We start from the raw sequence: 21,838 nt of genomic DNA on the forward strand, positions 1-21,838 counted from the left end.
CTTTTTTTTCTTGCCTAAGCTGCGATTTCGCGAACGATCGCGTTGAATTTCGAGGGAGCTTCGAGCTTGAGAATGTGCCCGTAGCCCTCGAATAGTTGCGATGTCGCCCAGGGTGCCGCAGCGAGGAGCCGCTCGGCGTGATCGCGATATGGCGCGACCTGGTCGAGAGTGCCGGAAAGGACGGCAATGGGGCACCTGACCTCTGGGACGATTTCGGGCGTGTAGACCGTGAACAACGACCGGATCGCCTGACGCCAGCCATCGGTCGTCATGCCGTCGCGCAAGCGCTCGACAAGTTGCCTGATCAGGGCCGGCGTGTGCGGCGTGACCAGCCTGCTGGCGATCGCCGAACGCGACACCAGGATGTCGACATCGGCCATACCAAGCCATGCGTTGAGCTCGGAATCGCGAGCCTCGCCAACAATGTGACCTCTGGCGGCGTTAGGTGCCGAAAGAACAAGGCTGCCCATCAGCGTGGGATATCGCCTCGCGAAGGCCAGTGCCACGACGCTCCCCCAGGAGCTACCGACCAAGGCCGCCAGCCGGCGTATGCCGAGCGCAAGCAGCAAACCTTCCAGCGCGTTTGCGTAGTCGTCGATATCCGCGTTCTGTCCCGGGATCGGCGAGCTGCCGCCGAAGCCGGGCGCGTTCCAAGCAATGACGTAAAAATCACGCGACAGGCCAGCGAATTGGGCGCGGTATCCTGCCGAACTGGAGCCAAGTCCGTGGAGCATCAGCACTGCGGGATTGTTTTGGTCTCCGGCAACGCGATATTCCAGCTGGCCTCGCTGCCCGGAGAAGACCGAAGACACAACGTCCGCCCGGGCAAGCGCGGGCAGATCCTGCGCGAGCAGCTCGGCATCGAGCGGGGACAATTCGGCCATCGCTCAAGCTCCAACCGCAAACGCAAGGCGCCTGGCCGGCTCGCGAGAATTAGTGGCCTCATAGCCGAGCCGTTGCGACATGTTTTGCGCCGTCTGGCGTAAGGCGCGGGCGAATTCCCCGTCGAGATCGGCGCGAAACCGGCTTGCCTCGCCCACCGCGGTCAGGGCCAGCACCGCGCGGCCATCCGCATCGAGCACGGGCGCGCTGAGGGCGTTGATTAGGGTCTCGCTGCGGTAGAAGGTCTCCAACCCCTGTCTGGCGAGCCCATGCCGGCGCACTTCCGCGAGGCGCTCGTTCCAATCGCCCTCTCCGGACGCCGCATCCTGACCCGGCAAGGCCGTTTGGGCGATGGCTTCGGGAGCAAGGTGTGCGGCAAAGGCCAGACCCGTCGCCGTCGATGTGACGGGAAGAATCAAGCCGACGGGAAGTGCTTCGCTCACCGGAGCGGACGCCGGCTCCCAATGGGTGATCGTCGGACCATGGGCGCCCCAGACGGCAAGCGCCATGGTCTCGTCGAACCGTCTGACCAGGCGCTCGATCGCACGCGTGCCGAGCCGCATCGCAGTGAGTTGGATCTGCTTGCGATCGGGCGACAGTTTGGTGTCGGCCAAATCGTGCGGATCTGCCAGCAGATATCGACCGTTGCCGAAGACGAGCGGCTTCCTTTCCGATTGATCGATCGCAAGCACCTCGCCGACATAGATCGTGTGGTCGCCGCCGGGAACTCGGGACACGACCCGGCATTGCAGCCTGGCGCTGCAATCGCGAAGCAGCGGCACACCGCCTGAACCGAGATCAATATCGATGCCGGTGAACTTGTCATGCGAGGATTTCGCGAACCGCTTCGACAGCTCGATTTGGTCCTCGGCAAGGATGTTCACGGTAAACCGGTCGGCCTTGAAGAACGCTGGGTGGCTGTGACTCTTGACCGCCTGGCTCCAGAGCACTAACGGCGGATCGAGCGAGACCGAGCTGAATGAATTGGCGGTCACGCCGTGGAATCTACCCTCGTCATCTGTCGTCGTCACCACGGTCACCCCGGTGACGAAGGTTCCGAGCACGCTCCGCAGGTCGCGGCTGTCCAACAGAGGAGCACCAGACATTTTTCACCTCCTTGCGTTCACCTGTTTTGTGCACTCATGCGGCGACTGTTTCGGCCGCCTTCACCGCAGGCATGACGCTCTCGGCGAAGCGGCGGATCGAGGCCGCAGCCTCCGCATGCGGCATGGTTCCGAACATGAAACTGCCGATCACGTAGTTCAGCCCGCCAAGCGCGACCTGGTCGGACAGGATTTGCGTAACCGTTCGGGCCGAGCCGGCGATCGCATGGCCGGATTCGACGAGCTGATCGAATGAGGGTGGCAGCTTCGCGTTGACCGGCTGCGTCCCGTGCTTGCGCCAGAGCTTGATGAAATTATCGTAGAACGACGGCCAGGCCTTCCGGCCCATCTCGTGGGCGTCGCGGTCGGTCTCGCCGACGATGATGTAGCGATTGACGCCGATGAGCGGCGAACTCCCGCTGTGTAGACTGCCTGCGGCCATCTCCTCGCGATAGCGATCGGAGATCGCGCGCACGCGGGACACCTGGCCGCCGCAGACCACGTTCACACCGTTGCGTGCCGGCCAGACCACGGAGTCCGGTGAGCCGACCGCGTACCACATCGGCGGACGCGGCCGCTGAAGCGGCTTCATTTCCACCGCATAGTCGTTGAGGCTCCAGAACTCTCCCGTCGTCGTGACGGAATCCTGCGTGACGCAGTGCTGGATCGTATCGAAGGCCTCCGCATACATCTTCGCTGCCTTCGTGGAGTCGATCCCGAGCGCGTCGAGCTCATGCGGCGAGGCGCCGCGACCAATCCCGAACTCGAACCGCCCGCCGCTCAGATGATCGAGCATGCAGATCTCTTCGTAGAGGCGCGCCGGATTGTAGGTCGGCAGCAGATAGACCAGCGGACACAGCCGCAATCTCCTGGTCCGCTGCGACAGCGCGGCCATCCACACGCTGGGCGACGGCGTGGTGCTGAGCGGAGTGCCGTGGTGCTCGCTCATATGGAAGCAGTGGAAGCCGAGCCGATCGTAGAGTTCGGCAAGCACAAGCCGGTTCTCGTACTGCTCTGCCAGCGGAAGCCCGGAGCGGTCGTTCTGATCGAAGACGCCGAATTTCATGGTGAGTATCCTTGTTGGGATGAGCTGCTGACGCTTGGCGGTACCTAGCCGCCTTGCCGGACGTGGATCTGGAACAGATTGTTCTCGGGGTCGGCGAACGTCGCGACGCTGCCGTGCGAACCCATGTCGCGGTTCGACAAGTGCAGCCCGCCGAGCCGCTCGATCCGCTGCGCGATCGCAGCCATGTCGACCGCTTCGAAAACGACCACGCTCCCGCGCGCGCCCGTGGCCGCTTCGGAAGGTGAGCTCAGCGCAAACGCGAGCTGCCCCGCCTTGAACTGGCACCAATTGTCGCGATCCCGGAAAGCCAGCGGAAGCTCCAGCGCCTCGGCGTAGAAGGCCTGCATGAGATCCATATCGTTGGCGACCGTGTAGACGCTGCGGATGGCACCAAGGGGCATTTTCGTGTCCTCCGTCGATATTCAATATTATTGAACTTATGTTTTATAGTTGTATAGTGCTCGCGGCTTTTGTTTGTGTCAATCTCGATTCGTTGGACCGGTCGAAGGAAGCAGATGCAGGAGAAGAAGCCGCGCCGCGGCATTCAGTCGGTGGAAATTGCCTTTCGGATTCTGAGCGTTATGCAGACGAGCCAGCAGGCGATGGCTCTCAAGGACATCGCGCCGCTCGCGGATCTGACGGCGAGCGCCGCGAATAACTATCTCGTGAGCCTCGTCAGGATCGGGCTCGCCGCCGCGGACGAGAAGCCTGGCCACTATCGCCTCGGGCCTGCGGCGCTCTCGCTCGGCGTCAGCGCGATCCAGCAAATCGACGGGTTTGAGATTGTCCGCCGCGAGGTCACCAATCTGCGCGACATGACGCGGCGCAGCGCGGCCGTCACCACATGGACCGACGACGGCCCACTCAGCCTGTTCAAGCAGGATGGCGATCAGCGAGGCGCGTTTGAATTTCGCACTGGGCTGATCCCGATGCTGAGTTCCGCGGCCGGCAAGATCTACGCCGCACGGTTGGCAGCGAACCTGACGGCCCATCTGATCGCGCAGGAATGGGATGCTGTTTTCGGCGGCAAAGTCGACGCAGGAAAATTTAGGGATGACGCAAGCCGCGAGCTGAAGCGAAAGGGCTACACGACGATCGTTCGCTCCGACCTGACCGGCTATGTCTCCATTGCAGCTCCGGTGCTGGACTGGAATGGCGATGTCCGGTTCACCCTTAGTCTGGCAGGGACGCGGGCCTCGATGACGATAGAGCCCTCGAGCGAGCAGGTGAAAGCCCTGCTTGCCAGCGCCGCGAACGCAACGCAAGCGCTTGGCGGCAAGACGACAAGCCGCGACTAGCGGATTGCCCAACCCGCACGCTATAGAACGACCTCGATCAGCCGAGGACCGCGATTGTTCATGGCACTGCCGAACTGGCTGGCGAGCTCTCCAACCGATGCCGCACGGCTCGCCTCTACGCCCATGCCGGATCCGAGCTTGACCCAATCGAGCTCAGGATTGTGCAGATCCAGCATCGAGAAGGCCTTCGGCCCCGGGTCTCCGGCGCCGACCCGCGCGAGCTCGATGTTGAGGATGGCATAGGAACGGTTGGCAAAGATCACCGTGGTGACATCGAGCGATTCACGCGCCTGCGTCCACAACGCCTGCAACGTGTACATCGCACCGCCATCACCATGGAGGCAGACGACCTTCCTGTCCGAGCAGGCCACTGCGGCGCCGGTGGCGACCGGAATGCCCTGCCCGATCGCGCCGCCGGTCAAGGCAAGATGATCGTGCGCTGCAATCGTGGCTGCAAATCGATGCACACCTCCGCCTGCCGTCGCGCCCTCGTCGGAGATGATTGCGTTGTCGGGCAGGAAATGAGCGATGACTTGTCCGGCCGTCTGCGGAGTGAGCGGTCCAGTCGGAATGTCGGGCCTGTCCGATGCACCGACATGCAACGGCTGCCTAGCTGCCTTCACGGCGTCGGCGAGAGCTTCGAGAGCAGCCGGACCATCCTCGTGCGCATGGGCAAGATAGCTGATCTTGCAGTCCTCGGGCGTGCACCAGGACGGCTTGTTCGGATATGCGAAGAAGCTCACGGGCGGGCTTGCGCCAACCAGGATTAGTTGCTCCGTCCCCTTCATGAACTCGACGATCTGCTCGGCGAAATACGGGATGCGCTCGACCGCTACGCGCCCGGCGCCGCGCTGGCAGCGTGGCGCGAAGGTGTCGCAAGCGATCCGGGCGCCGGTAGCCGCTGCGATGCGGCCCGCCGCATTGAGACCGGCTTCCTTCAGTGCGGCTCCGCGGATCAGCAACATGGTTTTGCGACCAGATTTGAGCGCCGCCGCGACCTGGTCAATCGCTTCGGTCGATACCATCGCTGCCACGGGCTTCGACAGCGCGGGCGCCGGGTGGTCGGCTTCCATCCAGGCCGTGTCAGCGGGCAGGATCAATGTCGCGATCTGCCCCGGACATTGCAGCGCGGCCTGCACAGCTCGCGCGCCGTCCGCGGCAACAGTCTTGGCGCTGGCCGACGAATGCACCCAGCCGGAGACCGGTCGGGCAAATCCGTGAACGTCGGATGCGAGCGGCGCGTCGTACTGCGCATGATAGGTCGCATGGTCGCCCACGATATTGACGATCGGCGTCGCCGCGCGACGCGCGTTGTGCAAATTGGCGAGGCCATTCGCGAGCCCCGGGCCAAGGTGCAGCAGGGTCGCGGCGGGCTTCTCCGCCATGCGGCCATAGCCGTCTGCCATGCCGGTCACCGCCCCCTCGAAAAGTCCGAGCACGACCCGCATGCCCTCGACCCTGTCGAGCGCGGCGACGAAGTGCATTTCCGACGTACCGGGATTGCCGAAACAGACCTCGACGCCCGATCCGACCAGGGTTCGCAAAAGACTTTCCGCGCCGTTCATGCCGCTTCCCCGTCCTGTTGATCGACCGCGCTGTGATATCTCACGTCAGACGAAGGCGCTCAGCCCGGTGATCGCCTTGCCGACGATCAGCGTGTTCATCTCCCTGGTACCCTCGTAAGAATAGATCGCCTCGGCGTCGGCCACGAACCGCCCGATGTGGTTCTCGAGCAGGATGCCGTTGCCGCCCAGCAGCTCGCGTGCGTAACCAACGGTCTCGCGGCACTTGACGGTACAGAACGCCTTGGCCAACGATGCATGCTCGTCGCGCATCACGCCTTCATCCTGGAGCTGAGCGAGACGCAACATCATCGTCTGGGTCGACGTGACGTTGCCGAGCATGCGCACCAGAAGATCCTGCACGAGCTGGAATCCGCCGATCGGCCGGCCGAACTGGATCCGCTCGGTGGCATAGCGCAGCGCGTGCTCATAAGCGCCCATCTGGCAGCCCACGGCAAACCACGCCACCCCGGTGCGGGTCATTCGCAGGACCTTGGCGGTGTCCTTGAAGGAATCGGCATTCTGAAGACGGTCCGCCTCGGGCACGCGGCAGTTTTTCAGAGTGACCAGCCCATTCTGTACAACGCGCAGTGCCATCTTGGTCTTGATCTTCTCGACCGAGAAGCCCGAATTGTCTTTGCCGACGACAAAGCCCTTGACCTGGTTCGATCCCTCCTCGCGCGCCCAGATCACGTTGATGTCGGCGAAGGTCGCATTGCCGATCCATTTCTTCTGGCCATTGAGAATCCAGCTGTCGCCCTCGCGGCGGCAGGTCGTCAGCATACCGCCCGACGTCGCCGAGCCAACCAAAGGCTCAGTCAGGCCGAACGAGCCGATCTTTTCGAAGCGCATCATGGACGGCAGCCAACGCTGCTTCTGTTGCTCATCGCCGCACAGATAGATCGACCCCGCCGACAGGCCGGTGTGCACGCCCCAGAACGTCGCGACCGACGCATCGACCCGGGCCAGCTCCATCGCGACCAGGCCGTTCAACAACCAGCGGCCGCCCGCCGCGCCGTAGCCCTGATAGCCGACGCCGCCGATGCCGATCTCGGCCATCTTCGGAACGATGGCGAACGGGAATTCGTCCCGCCCCCAATACTCCTCGATCACGGGCGCGACCACGCCTTCGGTGAACTCGCGGACGCGCCGGAGCAGCGCACGCTCGCTTTCGTTCATGACCTTCGCAATCCCATAGAAGTCGCCGTCGATCGGCGGCGGCGCGTAGTCAGGCTTTCTAGTTCCAGTCGCCTGTGGGTTCACCATGATCCCCTCCCTGGTGCGTGAACGATAACGTCAGGTCGATTTGCCCGGACGAACGTTGGCGCGGATCTCCTCCAGACTCTCCTTCACCCGATCCTGGATGATCTTCACCGCTTCCGTGGTCGATTGCCTCGCGGTCGATGCGCTCTCACGCGCTCCCTCGACGGCGATCTCGAAAACTTTTCGCGCAAATTCGGTCTGCAACGCGGTGTTCTCGTGCATCTGGCCGAGCGGTTTGTACTCGCGCGCGAGCGTCTCCGCTTCTCGGAGACCCGCCTCCAGCACCTCACGCTGCTTCTGCGCAACCGACTGGGCGCCCTCCGCGGCCACTTTTGCGCTTTGGCCGAGGGCGTCGATATTCTTCTTCTGAGCCTGGAGCAGCTCATCCACATTCAGCTTCGGCAGGCCAAGATCGCTGCCGAACTTCCTGAGCATATCGATGTATGAGGTCGTATCCGTCATGGCGTCCTCCCTTGTTGCTCTGCCTCTGAATGATGCCGGTTATCTCCCGATGCGGGAAGAACATCGGCGATATGATCCGCCACCCGAGATCGCGGTGCCTGCTCGGCCTGCCGGCCTTCGCCGACCAGAAAATCCTCGATCAACGCGGCGGTCTCTGCCGGTCGCGTCACCATGAACAGATGTCCATCCTCGATCATGCGCAGCTCGGCGTTCGGGATCAGGCGAGCCAGGATATGACCGTTGATCGGAGGGACCAGCGGGTCGTCGCTGCCCATCAACACGAGCGTCGGCTGTCGCAGCGACCATAGCCACGGCAGGCTGGTCCAGCCGGCCATCGCGAGAAGTTGATACAGATAGCCCAGATTTCGAGCGCCATGCATTGCGGTCGCGTGCCGGCCGATCAGCGACGGGTCGTGGCGAAATGCGCCGCCATAGATGTCGGCCGCGATCCTATTCATGTAGCTCTTGTTGGTGTAGCGCCGCGGCGTCGCCATCTTCCACAGCACCGCGGGGCTCGCCGGCACCATGGTGGAACCGGGTGCTGTCGCAGCCAGCACCAGCCGCCGGCACCGCTTTGGATATTGATGCGCAAACTGCTGCGCGATTCCGCCGCCCCAAGACACGCCGGCGACGTCGACCTCCGCATAACCCAATTCGGCGACGAGACCCGCGGCGAGCCGCGCCAGCGTCGACGGGCGATACGGGAAAACCGGCTTCGGCGAGGCGCCGACGCCGGGCACATCGAAGATGATCGCGGTCGTGTGCGTGAGCGCCTCAAGGAGCGGCTTGGCCAGCTCCCAGTTCGCGCCGATCCCGTTGAACAGCAGCAGCGGCGGCTGTCGCTCGCGGCCATGCCTGATGGCGACCCGGAGCGACTGCCCGTCGATTGCGATTTGCCGCACCGTGATCTCGCCCGGCTTCCCGGTCACGATCTGTGCAGACGGGCGGGCATTCGTGGCGATGTCACTCAAAGACGTATGTCCCCGGAGCTGGAGCAAGGACGGGATGACGTTGGCTACCGAACGACGCCGGTGCATCCACTTCCTCACCCGATCGCCTGTGAAGCCAGTCTCGCCAGTCGAGCCACCAGCTTCCCTTCCGCTTTTCGGAGGCGGCCATGAACGCGTCCGGGCCTGCCGAATTGACGGGACCGATCATGAACGACGCCTTCGGATTGGTCGGCGGATTGAGGAGGCTTTGGAGGTGACCGCTGTTCGACAGCACGAAGGTGGTACCTGCACCCATGATCTGCGCCGTCCTGTGCACGCCCTTCCAGGGCGTGATGTGGTCGGTCACGCCGGCAACTACGTAGCAGTCGGCCTTGACTTTGCTCATGTCGATCATTCTGTCGTTTAGCGCGAGCTTTCCGGCGTTGACGAACGGATTGGTGAAGTAGAGATCGAGGTAGTCGCCGTGCAGGCGCGCCGGCAGCCGGGTCGTATCGGCGTTCCAGTACAGGATGTCGAAGGCCGGCGGCTGATTGCCGAGCAGATAGTTGTTGACCCAGTAATTCCAGATCAAATCGTTCGGCCTCATCCAGGCGAACATCCGCGCCAGTTCGTGACCATCGACCAGACCGCGGAGCCTCGATGTTTCCTTGGCGGCCCGCATCGTTTCCGGCGTCATCAGGCAGCCGAACGCGCTCTCGCCGGCCGTGTTCGGATCGAGCAGGCAGACCGCCAGCACCATGTTCCCGATCTTCGCGCTGCCGACGGTTGCGAAATACGCCGTCGATGTGATGCCGCCGGAGCAGGATCCCATCATCGAGATGTCGTCGTTGCCGGTGACTTCACGCGCGGCGTCGACAGCTTCGTCGAGCGCGGCAACGTAGCTCTCAAGGCCGACGTCGCGATCGGCAGCAGTCGGATTGCGCCAGCTCACGCAGAACACCTGAATGCCGCTATCGAGTAGAAAGCGGACCATGCTCTTGTCGGGCGAGAGATCGAGCGCGTAGTACTTGTTGATCTGCGGCGGCGTGATGAGCAGCGGCCGTCTCCAGACTTTCGGCGTCGTCGGCGCATACTGGATCAACTCCAGCAGCTCGTTGCGCAGAATCACCGCGCCCGGCGTGGTCGCGAGATTCTCGCCTACCTTGAACGCGCTACGGTCGACCATCGACGGCATGCCGCCGTTCCTGGTGAGATCGTCGACATAGTTCTTGAGCCCCTGCCAGACGCTGCGGCCGCCGCTGTCCACGAACTTACGTATCGCGGCCGGATTAGTCAGCATCGCGTTGGTGGGCGCGACCGCGTCGATTAGGATTTCGGTCACGAGATGGGCTCGCGCCTTGTCGATCTCGCTCAAGCTCGTCTTGTCGACGAAGCCGCTGACGGCGTCGCCCCAGGCGAGATAGGCTTTCAGCAGCCCGCTGTGCAGAGTGCTCTCCTTCCAGGTGGCATCGGAGAAGCGACGGTCGCCTGCGCGCGGCGTGCGCTCCGACTTGCCGGCAGCGATGGAACCGAGCTCGCCAAGGAAGGACAGCCATTGCTCGGTCGCGACCTTCGGCTCGTTGACGACGGCCTTGAACAGGACGGCGGTACTTTCCAGGAGATCCTCACCCCGAAGGCCGACTAGGGGATTGAGCGCAAGCGTATTCCTGGAGGCATCCTCCGAAATGCCTTCGACGAGCGGGTGTTGCTGGCGGCTTTCGGCGTTCATTGTCCTCGGGCTCCCGCTGCAGGGATTAGAAGCGCGAGCGTCTCGGCGACCAGCGCGGGCTTCTCGGATCCTTCCATTTCGAGCGTATTCTGGGTTCTCATGATCACCTGTCCGCCATCCTTCGGCTCAAGTCCGGCGAGCACGACACGCAGCCGCACCCGCGTGCCGGCCGGCACCGGAGCGAGAAAGCGGACCTTGTCGATGCCGTAGTTCAGGCCCGCAGCGGCATCGCGCGGAATGACACCGACTTCCATGGACAGCGGTGCAACCATCCCGAGCGCCAGATACCCGTGCGCGACGGGTCCGCGAAATGGGCTCTCGCGCTTCGCCCGCTCCACATCGACGTGGATCCATTGATGATCGCCGGTACAGGACGCAAACGTATCGATGCGCGCCTGGTCGATTGTGACCCAGCCGGAGAGGCCGAGCTCCTCCCCGACCCTTTCATTCAACCCGGCCAAAGTGAAATTGCTCACGGTTTCCTCCACGTTCGCGGCTGCGGTGGACGGCTACATGTTTCCGTAGCGCTCGCGCAGCTCCTTCTTGTTGATCTTGCCGACGCTGGTCTTGGGGATCGTCGCGATGAAGAGAATCTGCTCCGGAATGCCGTATTTCGATATGACGCCCTTGTCTGCGAGGGTCTTGAGGTGATTTTTGATGATCGTAGCGCTGACACCGTTCGGCTCGGACTCCTGCTTGACCACGAGCGCCAGCGGGCGTTCGCCCCATTTGTCGTCCTTGACGCCGATGACGGCCGCATCGGCGACGCCGGCGCATTGCGAGATCAGATCCTCGATCTGCAACGACGACACCCATTCGCCGCCGGTCTTGATGACGTCCTTCATGCGATCGGTGATGTGCACGTAGCCGTCCGGACTCACCACCGCGATATCGCTGGTGTGCAAGTAGCCGCCGGCCCAGAGCTGCTCCGAACTTTCAGGATTGTTGAAGTAACCCTGCGTGAGCCAGGGCGCACGCAAGACGATCTCGCCGGCCGACTTGCCGTCATGCGGCACGTCCTTCATGTCCTCGTCGACGATGTGCAAATCGACCAGTGGCCCTGCCATTCCGGCCCTGGTGCGGAATTCGACTTCTCCTTCCGCGTCTCCGGAAAGGTCCTTCGATCTGACGTGGGACACCGCAGCAAGGGGGCCGGTCTCCGACATGCCATAGCCCGCGAAGATGTCGACGCCCGCAGCCAACGCCTGTTTCGCCAGCGCCTTCGGCAAGGCCGAGCCTCCGATCACCATCTTGAGGCCCTTCAGGTCGACGTTCGCCTTGGCGGCGGCGTCGAGCAACATCCTCAGAATGGTTGGCACGCCGTGGGTGAAGGTCACGCCTTCATCCTTGATCAACTTGACCAGCATCGCCGGCTCGTAGCGCCCGGGATAGACCTGCTTGGCCCCGGCCAGCGTCGCCGACCAAGGAAAACCCCAGGCGTGGACGTGGAACATCGGAGTAATTGGCATATAGACGTCGTCACGCGAGAAGCGGCCCTGCGTTCCCGCAATCCCGAACATCGCGAGCCCGGCCAGCGTGTGGAGCACGAGCTGTCGATGGCTGTAGTAGACCCCCTTGGGCAACCCGGTCGTTCCGGTCGTGTAGAAGGTTGTGGCCTGGGTATTCTCGTCGAAGTCGGGAAAGTCGTAGTCGGGCGAAGCCGCGGACAGCAGGTTCTCATATTCGCCGATGAAGGACAGGCTCCCCGTCTGCGGCGCCGGACTGTCCGACATCACGATCAACCGCTTGACCTTGGGCAATTGCGACTTCAGCCCCTCCAGCAGTCCGACGAACTCGTCGTTCACGAGTAGCGTCGACGCACCGGCATGATCGATCGTGTAGGCGATCTGCTCGGGCGACAGGCGAACGTTCACCGTCTGCAGCACAGCCCCCATCATGGGGATCGCGAAGAACGCTTCGAGGAAGCGGTGGCTGTCCCAGTCGAGGACACCGACGGTGTCGCCCGGCTCCACGCTCGCCTTGCTCAAGGCCGACGCCAGACGACCGATCCGCTCCCTGGTTTGGCGATAGGTGAAGCGCCTGAGATCGCGATATACGATCTCCTGGTCCGGCGCCTGCACCCGCGGCGTGTGCCACAATTGCTTGAAGATTAAAGGGAACTGATAAGCGGATCTGGCGGTCTGAATCAGCCTTCCCACCATGGCGGCCTCCGTCGACGTCTCATCCCCGCGGCACTGATCGCGTCCGCAATTCTGAGCGCGCGGATCTCGCCAGGCCGACTTGCCTCACGACGAACCCGTCGCGCGACGTGAGCACAAGCCTCGCGCGCGGCCTCGTCCTTGTGAAGGTCCGGAACGGACGACGCCCAGTCCGGGCCGGACACGCTGCGCCCTAAACCCTGATGCGTCTTGAATAAAACCGCTGCCATTTGACCTGGAGGGGCCGTCCTTCTGCGCCGCACAACGAGCGATCTGGCCAGCCCTTGGACGATCGAAAAACGGCTATTCTGTCTCGACAACAATGCAGCATATGCTGATGGCGAGCATGCCGGCTCGTGCGTTACGACGGTGTCCATAGGCGGTTTCAGTTGAGCGATTCCAAGCAGCCCGGCAAGACGACCGATGCGAAGAACGTGCTCGTCGTCGAAATGGACGAACGCGTCTATGAATCAACCAAGCTCGCGGCTCTGTTCGATGAATTGATGGCTCAGGGGACTGCTGCCACGGAAATTCTGCGAAACATCGCGCTTCAGGTGCCGGAGGTACACTCTCCAAAGACCAGGATCTCGCTCACGGAATTGATGACGGCTTGCGAGAACGCCATTCGGCTCTCGAGCGATTGGCGCCTGCCCTACCGCGTCGGCGCATCCATCCACATCTCGACCTACGGCATGTATGGGTTTGCCATTCTCTGCTGCCCCGATTTTCGCGATGCGATGTCCTTTGCGTGGCGCTACCACTCGCTTGCCGCGCCGCTTGCCACGATCGAGTTCAGGGAAGAGAAGGGATTCGCGAGTTGGACAATTGAGCCCAACGCGCGCGCCTCGATCGACCCGCGGGTTTACCGCTTCATCACGGAGATGCAGATCGGCATCCATATTTCGCTGATGCGCGACATTATGGGCGCGGCATTCGTCCCGGATCATGTCAGCCTCACCTATTCGGAATCCGACGATTTCCGCCTGCCCGCCGATCTGATCGGATGTCCCATCCGCTACTCCAACAGATTCAATCGGATCGTCTTTCGTTCGGACTGGCTGGATCTGGCCGCACGCCTCGGCAACAAAACGACGTATCCGACGATCGTGGCGCTTTGCGATCAGCTTCTTGATGAACTCAAATCGCGGGTTGGGATCGCCGGCGAAATCCGCGCACTTCTGCTGCGGGATATCGCCAACCCTCCGACGCTTGCCGCCGTCGCAAAGCTGCTCGACATCAGCGATCGCTCGCTGCGGCGCCGGCTTCGCCAGCAGGGCATTTCCTTCCGCGGCCTCCTGGATGAGCTCCGGAGCCACATCGCTCTGAGATATCTGCGCACGACGAAGCTTGCCAACGAGGATATCGCGCTGGCGCTGGGATTCAGCGACGCGGCAAATTTCCGCCGCGCCTTTCGCCGCTGGACGAAGAAATCGCCGAGCGAGATCAGGACCGAATAAGCTGGCCAGCAAATTCGACGCAGCGCCGCCGAGGCTCGATCGAAAATGGGACCGTCGCGCCGAACATTTTTCCTCGGCGCGCGCCGGCACCCGCCGTGAGAGGCTTTGGGATTTGCACACGCATCCCTATGCTTGCGCGGCTCTGGTCTTCGTGAAGTCGGGCTTGCGCTTCTCCACGAAGGCCGTCAGCGCCTCCCGCGCGTCGTCAGATCGCACCTGCACGCTGAACTCCTCGTTCTCGGCCTTCATCGCTGCCCCGATCTGGTCGCGGAACGGTTGTTTCATGAGCCTCTTGCTTGCCTGCATCGCCCCCGCCGGCTTCGCCGCCAGCTTCCGCGCCGTTTCGGTTGCCAGTCCCAACACGTCCTGGTCGGGCACGACACGGGTAATCAGACCCAATTCCGCGGCACGTTTGGCATCGAAGGGAGTTCCCAGCAGGATCAGTTCCGCCGAGCGGACGTGCCCGATCCTCGCCGGTATCGAGCAGCTCGATCCGAATTCCGGCACGACTGCGAGATTGATGAACGGCATTTGGAACGTCGTGCTCTCGCCTGCGTAGACGAAGTCACAATGCGTCAGCATGGTGGTGCCGCCGCCGATGGCAGCTCCATGGACAGCCGCAACCAGCGGCTTATCGAAGTCGAGCAAGGCTTTCATCAGACCAGCCTGTGGCGATTCGCCGGGGCCCGGCGGATTCTTGAGAAAGTCCTCGATATCGTTGCCCGCGCAGAACGAGTCTCCGGCACCGTGCCAAAGGACCACACGCGTTTGCGGGTCCTGCGCCGCCGTTTCGACAGTGGCTGCGAGAGCGAGGTACATGGCCGACGTCATCGCATTCCGCTTCGTCGGACGGTTCAACTGGACACGCAAGACGCTTCCGGCCAGCTCTGTTACAATCTCGTCCATCTCTAATTCCTCCTACGGTTGCCGATCTCGCTGCAAGCGAACATTCGAGGCGGCGTCCGCCGCCCCGAACGGTATCGTCACATCAGGCCGCGTGCCCCTTCGCCCTCGGAAGAGTGCCGCTCGTCCGCAACCCGTCGATCTCGCCGGCGCTGAAGCCGAGCTGCCGGAGAACCTCCTCGTTGTGCTCGCCTAGCGCCGGCGCCCGCTTGGCCGGCACCTTGGCGACGCCGTGGAGCTGGATCGGGCTGCTGATCGTCGCGGTCAGCTTGCCGCCGGCTCCCTCGAGCGGAACGACAATCTCGTTCGCGCGCAGTTGCGGATCGTCGATCACCTCCTGCGGCCCCCGCACAGCGCCGAAGGTGACGTGGACGCCGCTGAAGACTTCGTACCAGTACGCCATGGGCTGGGCGCAAAAAACTTCGTCGAAGATGGTCGAGAGCGCCGGCATGTTCGCCATTAGCTTGGCCGGGTCGGAGAACCGCGGATCGGTCAGGAGGTCCGGACGGCCGATGGCTTTTGCCACGGCTTCGAGCTTGTCGGCGGTGATGATGAGCACGAACCAGGTGCCATCCTTGGCGCGATAGACGTTCATTGCAGCGTTCGCCGGGTGGGTGCGATCGTGCAAGGGGAAGAATTTCGCCTCGCACAAGGCAGCCTGGATCGACACGCTCGCCGACCAGACGCCTTCGGCGAGCAGCGACGTCGTGACGTGGCCGCCCTGGCCGGTGCGCTCACGACGATAAAGTGCCGTGACTATCGCAGAATAGAGCCCGACGGCGGTCGCGTTGTCACCACTTCCGGCCACCGGCCAGGTCGGAGGCGCGCCCGCATCACGCGTCAACGACAAGAGACCGCTCCGTGCCCAGTATGAGGTGATATCAAAACCTGGAAGATCCGCGTCCGGTCCCTTGTCGCCGAAGCCGGTGATATCGGCGTAGATCAAGCGCGGATTCCATTGCACCACATCGTCATAGTCGAGCTTTAGGCGCTTACGCGCCGGATGCGGCGTGTTCACGATCAGCACATCGGCCCACTTCACCAGACGTTCGAGCACCGGCTGCGCGGCCAGCGACTTCAGATCGAGCGTGATGCCGCGCTTATTCCGATTGCTCAGATGCCAGGGATAGGCATCGTCGGAGACCGGTTGCGGCGGCAACTTGTTGGCGTGCCGCCAGAGATCGCCGCTCGGCGGCTCCACCTTGATGACGTCGGCGCCGAAGTCGGACAAGATCACGGCGGCGCTGGGACCGGCAATGAAGCTCGCGAGATCCACCACCTTCAGTCCGGAGAAAATGTTATCGTTTGTCATAGCTGTCCTTTCCAAATTGCTGTGCGCGGCTGGCTTTCGTCACCGCCCGTGGAACTGCGGCCGTCGCTTCTCGAGGAAGGCTGATGTCCCCTCCTTCTTGTCTTCGGTGGCGGCGCAGATGCCGAAGTAGGATGCTTCCAGCGCAAAGCCCTCGGCCTGGCTGGTGTCCAGTCCCTTATTGGCGGCCTCGAGCGAGAATTTCACGGCGATCGGCGCGTTGGCGGAGATCTGCTTCAAAATCGTCTCGGCGCGCGCAATGAGATCGGTTGGTGGCACGATCTCGTTGACGAGGCCGATGCGGTAGGCCTCCTGCGCCGAGATCGTCTCGCCCGTCAGGATCAATTGCAGCGCGCGGCCCTTGCCGACGAGGCGCGGCAGGCGTTGCGTGCCGCCGCCGCCGGGCAGGAGACCGAGCTTCACCTCGGGCTGCCCGAACTTGGCGTGCTCGGCGGCGATCCGGATCGTGCAGGCCATCGCCGTCTCGCAACCGCCGCCAAGTGCAAAGCCGTTGATCGCTGCGACCACCGGCTTGCCGAGATTCTCGATCAGGCTCAGCACATCTTGCCCGAAGCGGCTCGATTCCTCAGCTTCATAGGCGTCAACATGTGCAAGCTCGCTGATATCGGCGCCGGCAATGAACGCCTTGTCGCCGGCACCCGTGAGGATGACGCCGTGTACGGAGGTGTCCGCCTTCGCCTCCTCGAAGGCGGTCTTCAAGTCGATCCAGGTCGGTGTATTCAACGCGTTGAGAACTTTTGGACGATTGAGAGTGACGTAGGCTATCCCGTCCTTCTTTTCGTAAAGGACGTTCGTGAGCGCCGATATATCGGGCATAGTCGTCTCCTGTGTTCCGGATAGATGCGGCGGCGGTTGCGGCGTCCGCCCACGCAGTGCGGGCCGTCAGATGAATGCGCTGATGCCGGTAATCGCCCTCCCGACGATCAGGTTTTGCATTTGATAGGTGCCCTCGTAGGAGTAGAGCGCCTCGACGTCGTTGAAGAAGCGGGCCACGTTGTAGTCGGCGACGATGCCGTTTCCGCCGAGCAGTTCGCGACCCCAAGCGACCGTCTCGCGAGACTTGGACGTGCAGAATGCCTTCGCGAGCGCCGCATGGTGATCGCCGAGCTTGCCTTCATCGTCGAGTTGAGCCAAGCGAAGCATCAGGCACTGACACGCCGTCAAATTGCCGAGCATCTTGGCGAGAAGGTCCTGGACCAGTTGGAACGAGGCAATCGGCTTGCCGAATTGCAACCGGCTTTGCGTATAGGCGAGCGTATGCTCGAAGGCACCCATCTGCGCGCCCGTCGATGCCCATCCCACCATGTAGCGCGTCATGCGCAGCACGCGAGCGGTGTCACGGAAGGAATTGCCCGCCTGCAGCCGGTTGGCCTCGGGAACGCGGACGTCCTTCAGCGTGATCTGGCCGTTCTGGACGACCTTGAGCGCGACCTTGTGCTCGATCTTCTCGACGCTGAAGCCCGGCGTCGACTTGTTTTCGACGATGAAGCCCTTGACCTGATTGTCGGCGAGGTCGCGCGCCCAAATGATCGAAAGGTCACACCAGGTAGCATTTCCGATCCACCGTTTCTGACCGTTGAGGATCCAGGTGTCGCCCTCCCGCTTTGCGGTCGTGGTCAGGCCTCCGCTGGTCCCCGACCCCACCAGCGGCTCGGTGAGGCCGAAGCAACCGATCTTCTCGAAGCGCGCCATCGCCGGCAGCCATTTCTGCTTCTGCTCTTCCGAGCCGTCGAGATAGATCGAGCCCATCGCAAGGCCGCTGTGCACGCCGAAGAGCGTGCAGAAAGAGGGATCGGTGCGCGCCAGCTCCATGGCGACGAAGCCGAACAACTTCTGGCTTCCGCCGGCGCACCCATAGCCCTCATAGCCGAGCCCGCCGATGCCGAGCTCCTTGAACGACGGCAACAGCTCGAATGGAAACGCGTCATCGGCCCAGTATTTGTTGATGATCGGCTTGACGTTGGTTTCCATGTAGGCCCGCACCTTCTTGACCAGCGCGAGCTCGTCGGGCGCCAACGCCTCGACGAGCTGATAGAAGTCGCCGTTCGGTACGGGCATCGGCTTCGGGGCCTCGGTCTTGCGCGGGGCGGTTGCTGTTGTCATTTTCGAATCTCCGTGAATGAAGCCTCGGCTGTCTTTGTCTCGATCACCAATCTGACCGCAAGACGAGCAGCGTTCTTGAAGCAGCTTGCCGTGTCGGGGACGTTCTTGCCTTTTCGTCGCGTTATGCTTCTCAACATCATCGCAATGGAAAAAGCCTCGAGAGGCGGGTCCCTCTCGAGGCTTCGGCAGTTCTGCGTCAGGAATCGCGTCTCAGGCAACGCGTTCCGTTGCTTTCGGATTGCCCCCCTTGGCGACCTGCCTGCGGAGCTCGATCAGGCCCAGCAGAATTTCGTCGCGTTCCGCCTCGAGTTCGTCGATCGAGCGCGAGCCGACTTCCGCGTGGACGCCATCGATGAGCTTCTTTTGCACTTCCGGAGTCAGCTGCGGCGAACCGAGCACCTTCCACCAGGCGGTCATCGGCCCGGTGAATTGCTGGAAGAAATGTTCAATGCCGCCCTGGCCGCCACCGAGATGATTGAGCATGACCTGGCCCATGATTCCCCAGCGCAGGCCCGGTCCCCAGCACAATGCGGTGTCGACATCCGCAACGCTGATGACGCCTTCGGCGACGAGGTGATAGACCTCCCGCGCGAGGGCAGCCTGCAATCGGTTGGCGACATGTCCCGGCACTTCCTTGTTGAGGCGGACCGGCCGCTTGCCGAGACCGGCGTAGAATTCCGTTGCCCGCCGGATGGTGTCCTCCGACGTTTTGGCGCCGCCGACGATCTCGACCAGCGGAACCAGGTGCGGCGGGTTGAAGGGGTGACCGATCACGCAGCGTTCGGGATGCATTTCGCACGCCGCCTGGATTTCACTCATGGTCAGCCCCGACGAGCTCGAGGCGATGATAACGCTTGGATGCAACAGTTCGTCCAGCTGGCGATACAGCGTCCGCTTGAAGTCGATCTTCTCTGGCCCGTTTTCCTGAACCAGATCAACGTCCTTCACGGCCGTCGTGAGAGCCGCCGTAAATGTCAGCTTGTTCTGCGATGCGCCGGATGCGAGTCCAAGGCGCTGCAGCGCCGGCCAGGCCGCTGCAACAAAGCGCTTCAAAGCCGCTTCCGCATCCGGCGCAACGTCGGTTGCCACCACCTCAAGTCCGTTGGCGAGGAAAAGCGCGGTCCAGCTCGCGCCGATGACTCCGGTGCCGATAACGGCAACGCGGCGAATTGGCTTGTTGTGCGACATATCAGTTCTCCTGCGGGATTTCGGCATAAGCGATGCCGGTGAGGTTGCCTTGGGCGTAAAGGAAGTTCCGTTCTCCGGATCCATCCAGACGCGCGGAATAGACCGAGCCGGCGAAGTCGGTGACGAACATACGATCGCCGGGTACATCCAAGGCGATCCCGATCCCTTCCATGAGATGGGTCACAACGATTTCCGGCTCCGCCGGCTTGTTATCGATGGATGCCCTGTTCACGGTGTTGCCGCGCGGCGGATCGCCGCGATCGGTCCAGTACAGGACCCGATTCTTCCGGTCGAGCTCGAGGTCGATCGGCTCCGGCAGCCCGTCGTAGAACACCTCAATATCAGAGCGGGTGGCCGCCATCTCTCCGGCAGGAATTTCGACATTGGCACGGAAGATGCGGCCGCGGCCAGCATTGTCGGGGCCCTTCTGCGTCCAGTAGATCTTGTCGTATTTCGGATCGATCGTCAGCCCAACGCACCACCTCGTCTGATCCTTACGATCGCTATCCCCGCGCCCCGTCTCGATGAGGGTCTCAAGGCTGGATCCGTCGAGATTGCAGCGCATGACACACATGCCTTCGCGATCGCACCAGTACAGCTTGCCGCTGTCCTTCTTGAGGATGATCTGCTTCGGCGTGTGGGTCTTCCCCTTCGCGACAATGATCATTCGATTTCCGCCGTCGAGATCGGCGCGCTCGATCGAACCATCGTTCAGGTTGGGAACGCCCATGTTGGTCCAGTAGATATGGCCTGCTTCGACATCCACGACAATGCCGTCGGGCAGCCAGCAATCGGTCACGACGGTTCTGCGGTCGGAGCCATCCGCGTTCATGGTGTGAATCTTCCCGGCGTTCAGCTCGAGAACGAAGAGGCGAGCGATGGTTTTTTGCAAGTGAGAGCTATCGATTACTGTCAACGCCGGCTTGGGCATGGTCCACCTGTGCGGTTATTTCATATGAGTCGAATGTGACGCGCTCGCCATTCGCCTTATTGAACGGGATTGCCGCCCTCAGAACCGGTTTGCTGTTCTTTGCGACGTCGATTGGCACCAAGATGTCCAAGCCGATTGCCGATCGAAACTCTCGTCTGAGTGACGGCAGGAAGGATCGATGCCGAAGCGATCCGGCGCCAGATCCAGGGCGTGATGAGCAGTAGGAGAAGAAGCATGGAACAACACCTCATTAAAGGGGACAGTACGGCCAGCGCTCAGCCGCCGCATTGGCTCGACAGCAGATCGTTGAAGGCGTTGATCTCCGAATCGAGCTCCGTGATATCCCGATCGTGATCCTCGCCACGGATGCAACCGCCTGCCGCCTGGCGTGTCGTGACTGATTCATAGAATGCTGCGGCATAAGCACGGCATGCGGCCTCGTGATTGGCGGCGCTGTCGAAGCGACTGCGAACCGCAGCCCATCGCATCCGCGTGGTCGCAATCTCGTGCGAAGCCATACATTGCGCGGTCGCCGCCGGAATGATCGATCCATTGATCATGAAGGGTACGAGAAGAACGGCAAGTTTGATCATCATGGTGCAGCTCCAAGTGGCATCAAGTGCTGCGGTGACATCTAAGACCTATCTGAATTTGTCTCGCGAATATCCTTGCTGCTTTTGGGACCGACTTGTTGGAATAGCCGCGCGGGGCGCGGACATGCGCATTCCGTAAATCGCTTACGGTAATTAGACCTTGCGGAGGAACAGTTCCCGGCAGGTTTGTACAAGAGACGGGACTCTCGCTCTCATAGATTGGCCGCGTCGGGTTGCTCGCGGCGATACCCCCGGATCGACGCGGACCTCGGCAACTGACCTGCAGGATTGAGCGCTTGTCCCTCCCGAGACGCTCAGGCTTTGACACCAGTCGACCAGGTCGAATTGGGCCGATGGCGACCTATGCTATCGCCCCTTCTTTTGCGCGCGGCGCAATTCCTGGGAGGCCGCTAAAACTGCTCAGCTCGCTCGAGTTCCTCGCGGCAGGCCATGCTGAATTCAAAGAGGAGATCGATCGTTCCGTTCTTCGTCATGTCGCGCAGCTCGATGAAGCTCTTGTCGGGCTCCAAATAGGTGTCAAGGATTTCCTTGGCGATCTTGTCCGCGCTCTTCACCACGGCGTCGGACGAAATGACTCGCATGCGTCCGAGCTTCGCATACAGGCCGACCAGGGCGGGAATGTCGGCATCGTCATGCTGAAGCGCGTCGATGTAGCACTTCGAGGCCTCCTCGATGAACTCCCGATAGACCACCTGCCGGCGATTATTCTCGCGCGCGAACCATTGGGCGCGAACCTGCAGACGCTGTGAGAGCCACCTCGCAACAACGCTGGTAAACCCGCCGACGGCCGTGCCGGCCAGGGCCGCCAGGGCGGCAACAATGGATCCGTCACCCGAGGAAAGCACTGAAGATACCCGGC

The 21,838-nt window shown here is 62.3% G+C and carries 21 protein-coding genes; 2 read left to right on the forward strand and 19 right to left on the reverse strand.

The window, feature by feature from the left end; genetic code table 11:
* Window positions 1-14: 14 nt before the first annotated feature.
* The 4 genes from JJE66_RS27575 to JJE66_RS27590 are packed head-to-tail and all read right to left on the reverse strand — an operon-like array spanning window position 15 to window position 3,452.
* Complete coding sequence (locus JJE66_RS27575) at window positions 15-884, reverse strand: alpha/beta fold hydrolase (protein WP_200517597.1); 870 nt, start codon at window positions 882-884, stop codon at window positions 15-17.
* A gap of 3 nt (window positions 885-887) precedes the next feature.
* On the reverse strand, window positions 888-1,988 hold the full coding sequence (locus JJE66_RS27580; RefSeq protein ID WP_200517598.1) for a flavin reductase: 1,101 nt from the start codon (window positions 1,986-1,988) through the stop codon (window positions 888-890).
* Between the two features lie 34 nt (window positions 1,989-2,022).
* On the reverse strand, window positions 2,023-3,051 hold the full coding sequence (locus tag JJE66_RS27585) for an LLM class flavin-dependent oxidoreductase (RefSeq protein ID WP_200517599.1): 1,029 nt from the start codon (window positions 3,049-3,051) through the stop codon (window positions 2,023-2,025).
* Window positions 3,052-3,095: 44 nt separating this feature from the next.
* The gene (locus JJE66_RS27590) at window positions 3,096-3,452 is read right to left on the reverse strand and encodes a VOC family protein (RefSeq protein WP_200517600.1); all 357 of its coding nucleotides are present in this window, start codon (window positions 3,450-3,452) and stop codon (window positions 3,096-3,098) included.
* 114 nt (window positions 3,453-3,566) lie between these two features.
* On the opposite strand from JJE66_RS27590, the gene JJE66_RS27595 reads away from it, so the two are divergent.
* The gene (locus JJE66_RS27595) at window positions 3,567-4,349 is read left to right on the forward strand and encodes an IclR family transcriptional regulator (RefSeq protein WP_200517601.1); all 783 of its coding nucleotides are present in this window, start codon (window positions 3,567-3,569) and stop codon (window positions 4,347-4,349) included.
* 20 nt (window positions 4,350-4,369) lie between these two features.
* On the opposite strand, the gene JJE66_RS27600 is transcribed toward JJE66_RS27595, so the two are convergent.
* From JJE66_RS27600 to JJE66_RS27630, 7 genes are read right to left on the reverse strand one after another with little or no spacing between them, the layout of a single operon-like run.
* Window positions 4,370-5,914 carry an acetolactate synthase large subunit gene (locus JJE66_RS27600; protein ID WP_200517602.1) on the reverse strand — a complete coding sequence of 515 codons (1,545 nt, stop codon included), beginning with the start codon at window positions 5,912-5,914 and terminating at the stop codon, window positions 4,370-4,372.
* 45 nt (window positions 5,915-5,959) lie between these two features.
* Window positions 5,960-7,177, reverse strand: coding sequence for an acyl-CoA dehydrogenase family protein (locus tag JJE66_RS27605; RefSeq protein WP_200517603.1), 1,218 nt, complete (start codon window positions 7,175-7,177; stop codon window positions 5,960-5,962).
* Window positions 7,178-7,207: 30 nt separating this feature from the next.
* The gene (locus tag JJE66_RS27610) at window positions 7,208-7,636 is read right to left on the reverse strand and encodes a phasin family protein (protein ID WP_200517604.1); all 429 of its coding nucleotides are present in this window, start codon (window positions 7,634-7,636) and stop codon (window positions 7,208-7,210) included.
* A complete protein-coding gene (phaZ, locus tag JJE66_RS27615) occupies window positions 7,633-8,607 on the reverse strand; it encodes a poly(3-hydroxyalkanoate) depolymerase (protein WP_246756553.1) in 975 nt (324 codons plus the stop codon). The genes JJE66_RS27610 and phaZ overlap by 4 nt, the downstream gene beginning before the upstream one ends.
* The gene (locus tag JJE66_RS27620; protein WP_200517605.1) at window positions 8,600-10,294 is read right to left on the reverse strand and encodes an alpha/beta fold hydrolase; all 1,695 of its coding nucleotides are present in this window, start codon (window positions 10,292-10,294) and stop codon (window positions 8,600-8,602) included. The genes phaZ and JJE66_RS27620 overlap by 8 nt, the downstream gene beginning before the upstream one ends.
* Window positions 10,291-10,770 (reverse strand): MaoC family dehydratase, encoded by a 480-nt coding sequence (locus JJE66_RS27625; protein ID WP_200517606.1) that lies wholly within the window; start codon window positions 10,768-10,770, stop codon window positions 10,291-10,293. The genes JJE66_RS27620 and JJE66_RS27625 overlap by 4 nt, the downstream gene beginning before the upstream one ends.
* Window positions 10,771-10,803: 33 nt before the next feature.
* Complete coding sequence (locus JJE66_RS27630) at window positions 10,804-12,456, reverse strand: fatty acid--CoA ligase (protein ID WP_200517607.1); 1,653 nt, start codon at window positions 12,454-12,456, stop codon at window positions 10,804-10,806.
* A 386-nt stretch (window positions 12,457-12,842) separates the two neighbouring features.
* On the opposite strand from JJE66_RS27630, the gene JJE66_RS27635 reads away from it, so the two are divergent.
* Window positions 12,843-13,910 carry an AraC family transcriptional regulator gene (locus JJE66_RS27635; protein ID WP_200517608.1) on the forward strand — a complete coding sequence of 356 codons (1,068 nt, stop codon included), beginning with the start codon at window positions 12,843-12,845 and terminating at the stop codon, window positions 13,908-13,910.
* Window positions 13,911-14,036: 126 nt separating this feature from the next.
* On the opposite strand, the gene JJE66_RS27640 is transcribed toward JJE66_RS27635, so the two are convergent.
* From JJE66_RS27640 to JJE66_RS27675, 8 genes are all read right to left on the reverse strand, one after another.
* Window positions 14,037-14,816 carry an enoyl-CoA hydratase gene (locus JJE66_RS27640; protein WP_200517609.1) on the reverse strand — a complete coding sequence of 260 codons (780 nt, stop codon included), beginning with the start codon at window positions 14,814-14,816 and terminating at the stop codon, window positions 14,037-14,039.
* An 82-nt stretch (window positions 14,817-14,898) separates the two neighbouring features.
* On the reverse strand, window positions 14,899-16,125 hold the full coding sequence (locus JJE66_RS27645; protein WP_200517610.1) for a CaiB/BaiF CoA-transferase family protein: 1,227 nt from the start codon (window positions 16,123-16,125) through the stop codon (window positions 14,899-14,901).
* Window positions 16,126-16,164: 39 nt separating this feature from the next.
* Window positions 16,165-16,959, reverse strand: coding sequence for an enoyl-CoA hydratase-related protein (locus JJE66_RS27650; protein WP_200517611.1), 795 nt, complete (start codon window positions 16,957-16,959; stop codon window positions 16,165-16,167).
* Window positions 16,960-17,025: 66 nt separating this feature from the next.
* Window positions 17,026-18,246 (reverse strand): acyl-CoA dehydrogenase family protein, encoded by a 1,221-nt coding sequence (locus tag JJE66_RS27655; RefSeq protein ID WP_200517612.1) that lies wholly within the window; start codon window positions 18,244-18,246, stop codon window positions 17,026-17,028.
* 210 nt (window positions 18,247-18,456) lie between these two features.
* On the reverse strand, window positions 18,457-19,434 hold the full coding sequence (locus JJE66_RS27660; protein ID WP_200517613.1) for a 3-hydroxyacyl-CoA dehydrogenase NAD-binding domain-containing protein: 978 nt from the start codon (window positions 19,432-19,434) through the stop codon (window positions 18,457-18,459).
* Between the two features lies 1 nt (window position 19,435).
* The gene (locus JJE66_RS27665) at window positions 19,436-20,365 is read right to left on the reverse strand and encodes a 3-hydroxyacyl-CoA dehydrogenase (protein ID WP_200517614.1); all 930 of its coding nucleotides are present in this window, start codon (window positions 20,363-20,365) and stop codon (window positions 19,436-19,438) included.
* A gap of 275 nt (window positions 20,366-20,640) precedes the next feature.
* Window positions 20,641-20,961: a hypothetical protein gene (locus JJE66_RS27670; protein ID WP_200517615.1), complete on the reverse strand. Its 321-nt coding sequence runs from the start codon at window positions 20,959-20,961 to the stop codon at window positions 20,641-20,643.
* 407 nt (window positions 20,962-21,368) lie between these two features.
* Window positions 21,369-21,824: a hypothetical protein gene (locus JJE66_RS27675; RefSeq protein WP_200517616.1), complete on the reverse strand. Its 456-nt coding sequence runs from the start codon at window positions 21,822-21,824 to the stop codon at window positions 21,369-21,371.
* Window positions 21,825-21,838: the final 14 nt, after the last annotated feature.

This window comes from Bradyrhizobium diazoefficiens, assembly GCF_016612535.1.
Classification (GTDB): Bacteria; Pseudomonadota; Alphaproteobacteria; order Rhizobiales; family Xanthobacteraceae; genus Bradyrhizobium; species Bradyrhizobium diazoefficiens_C.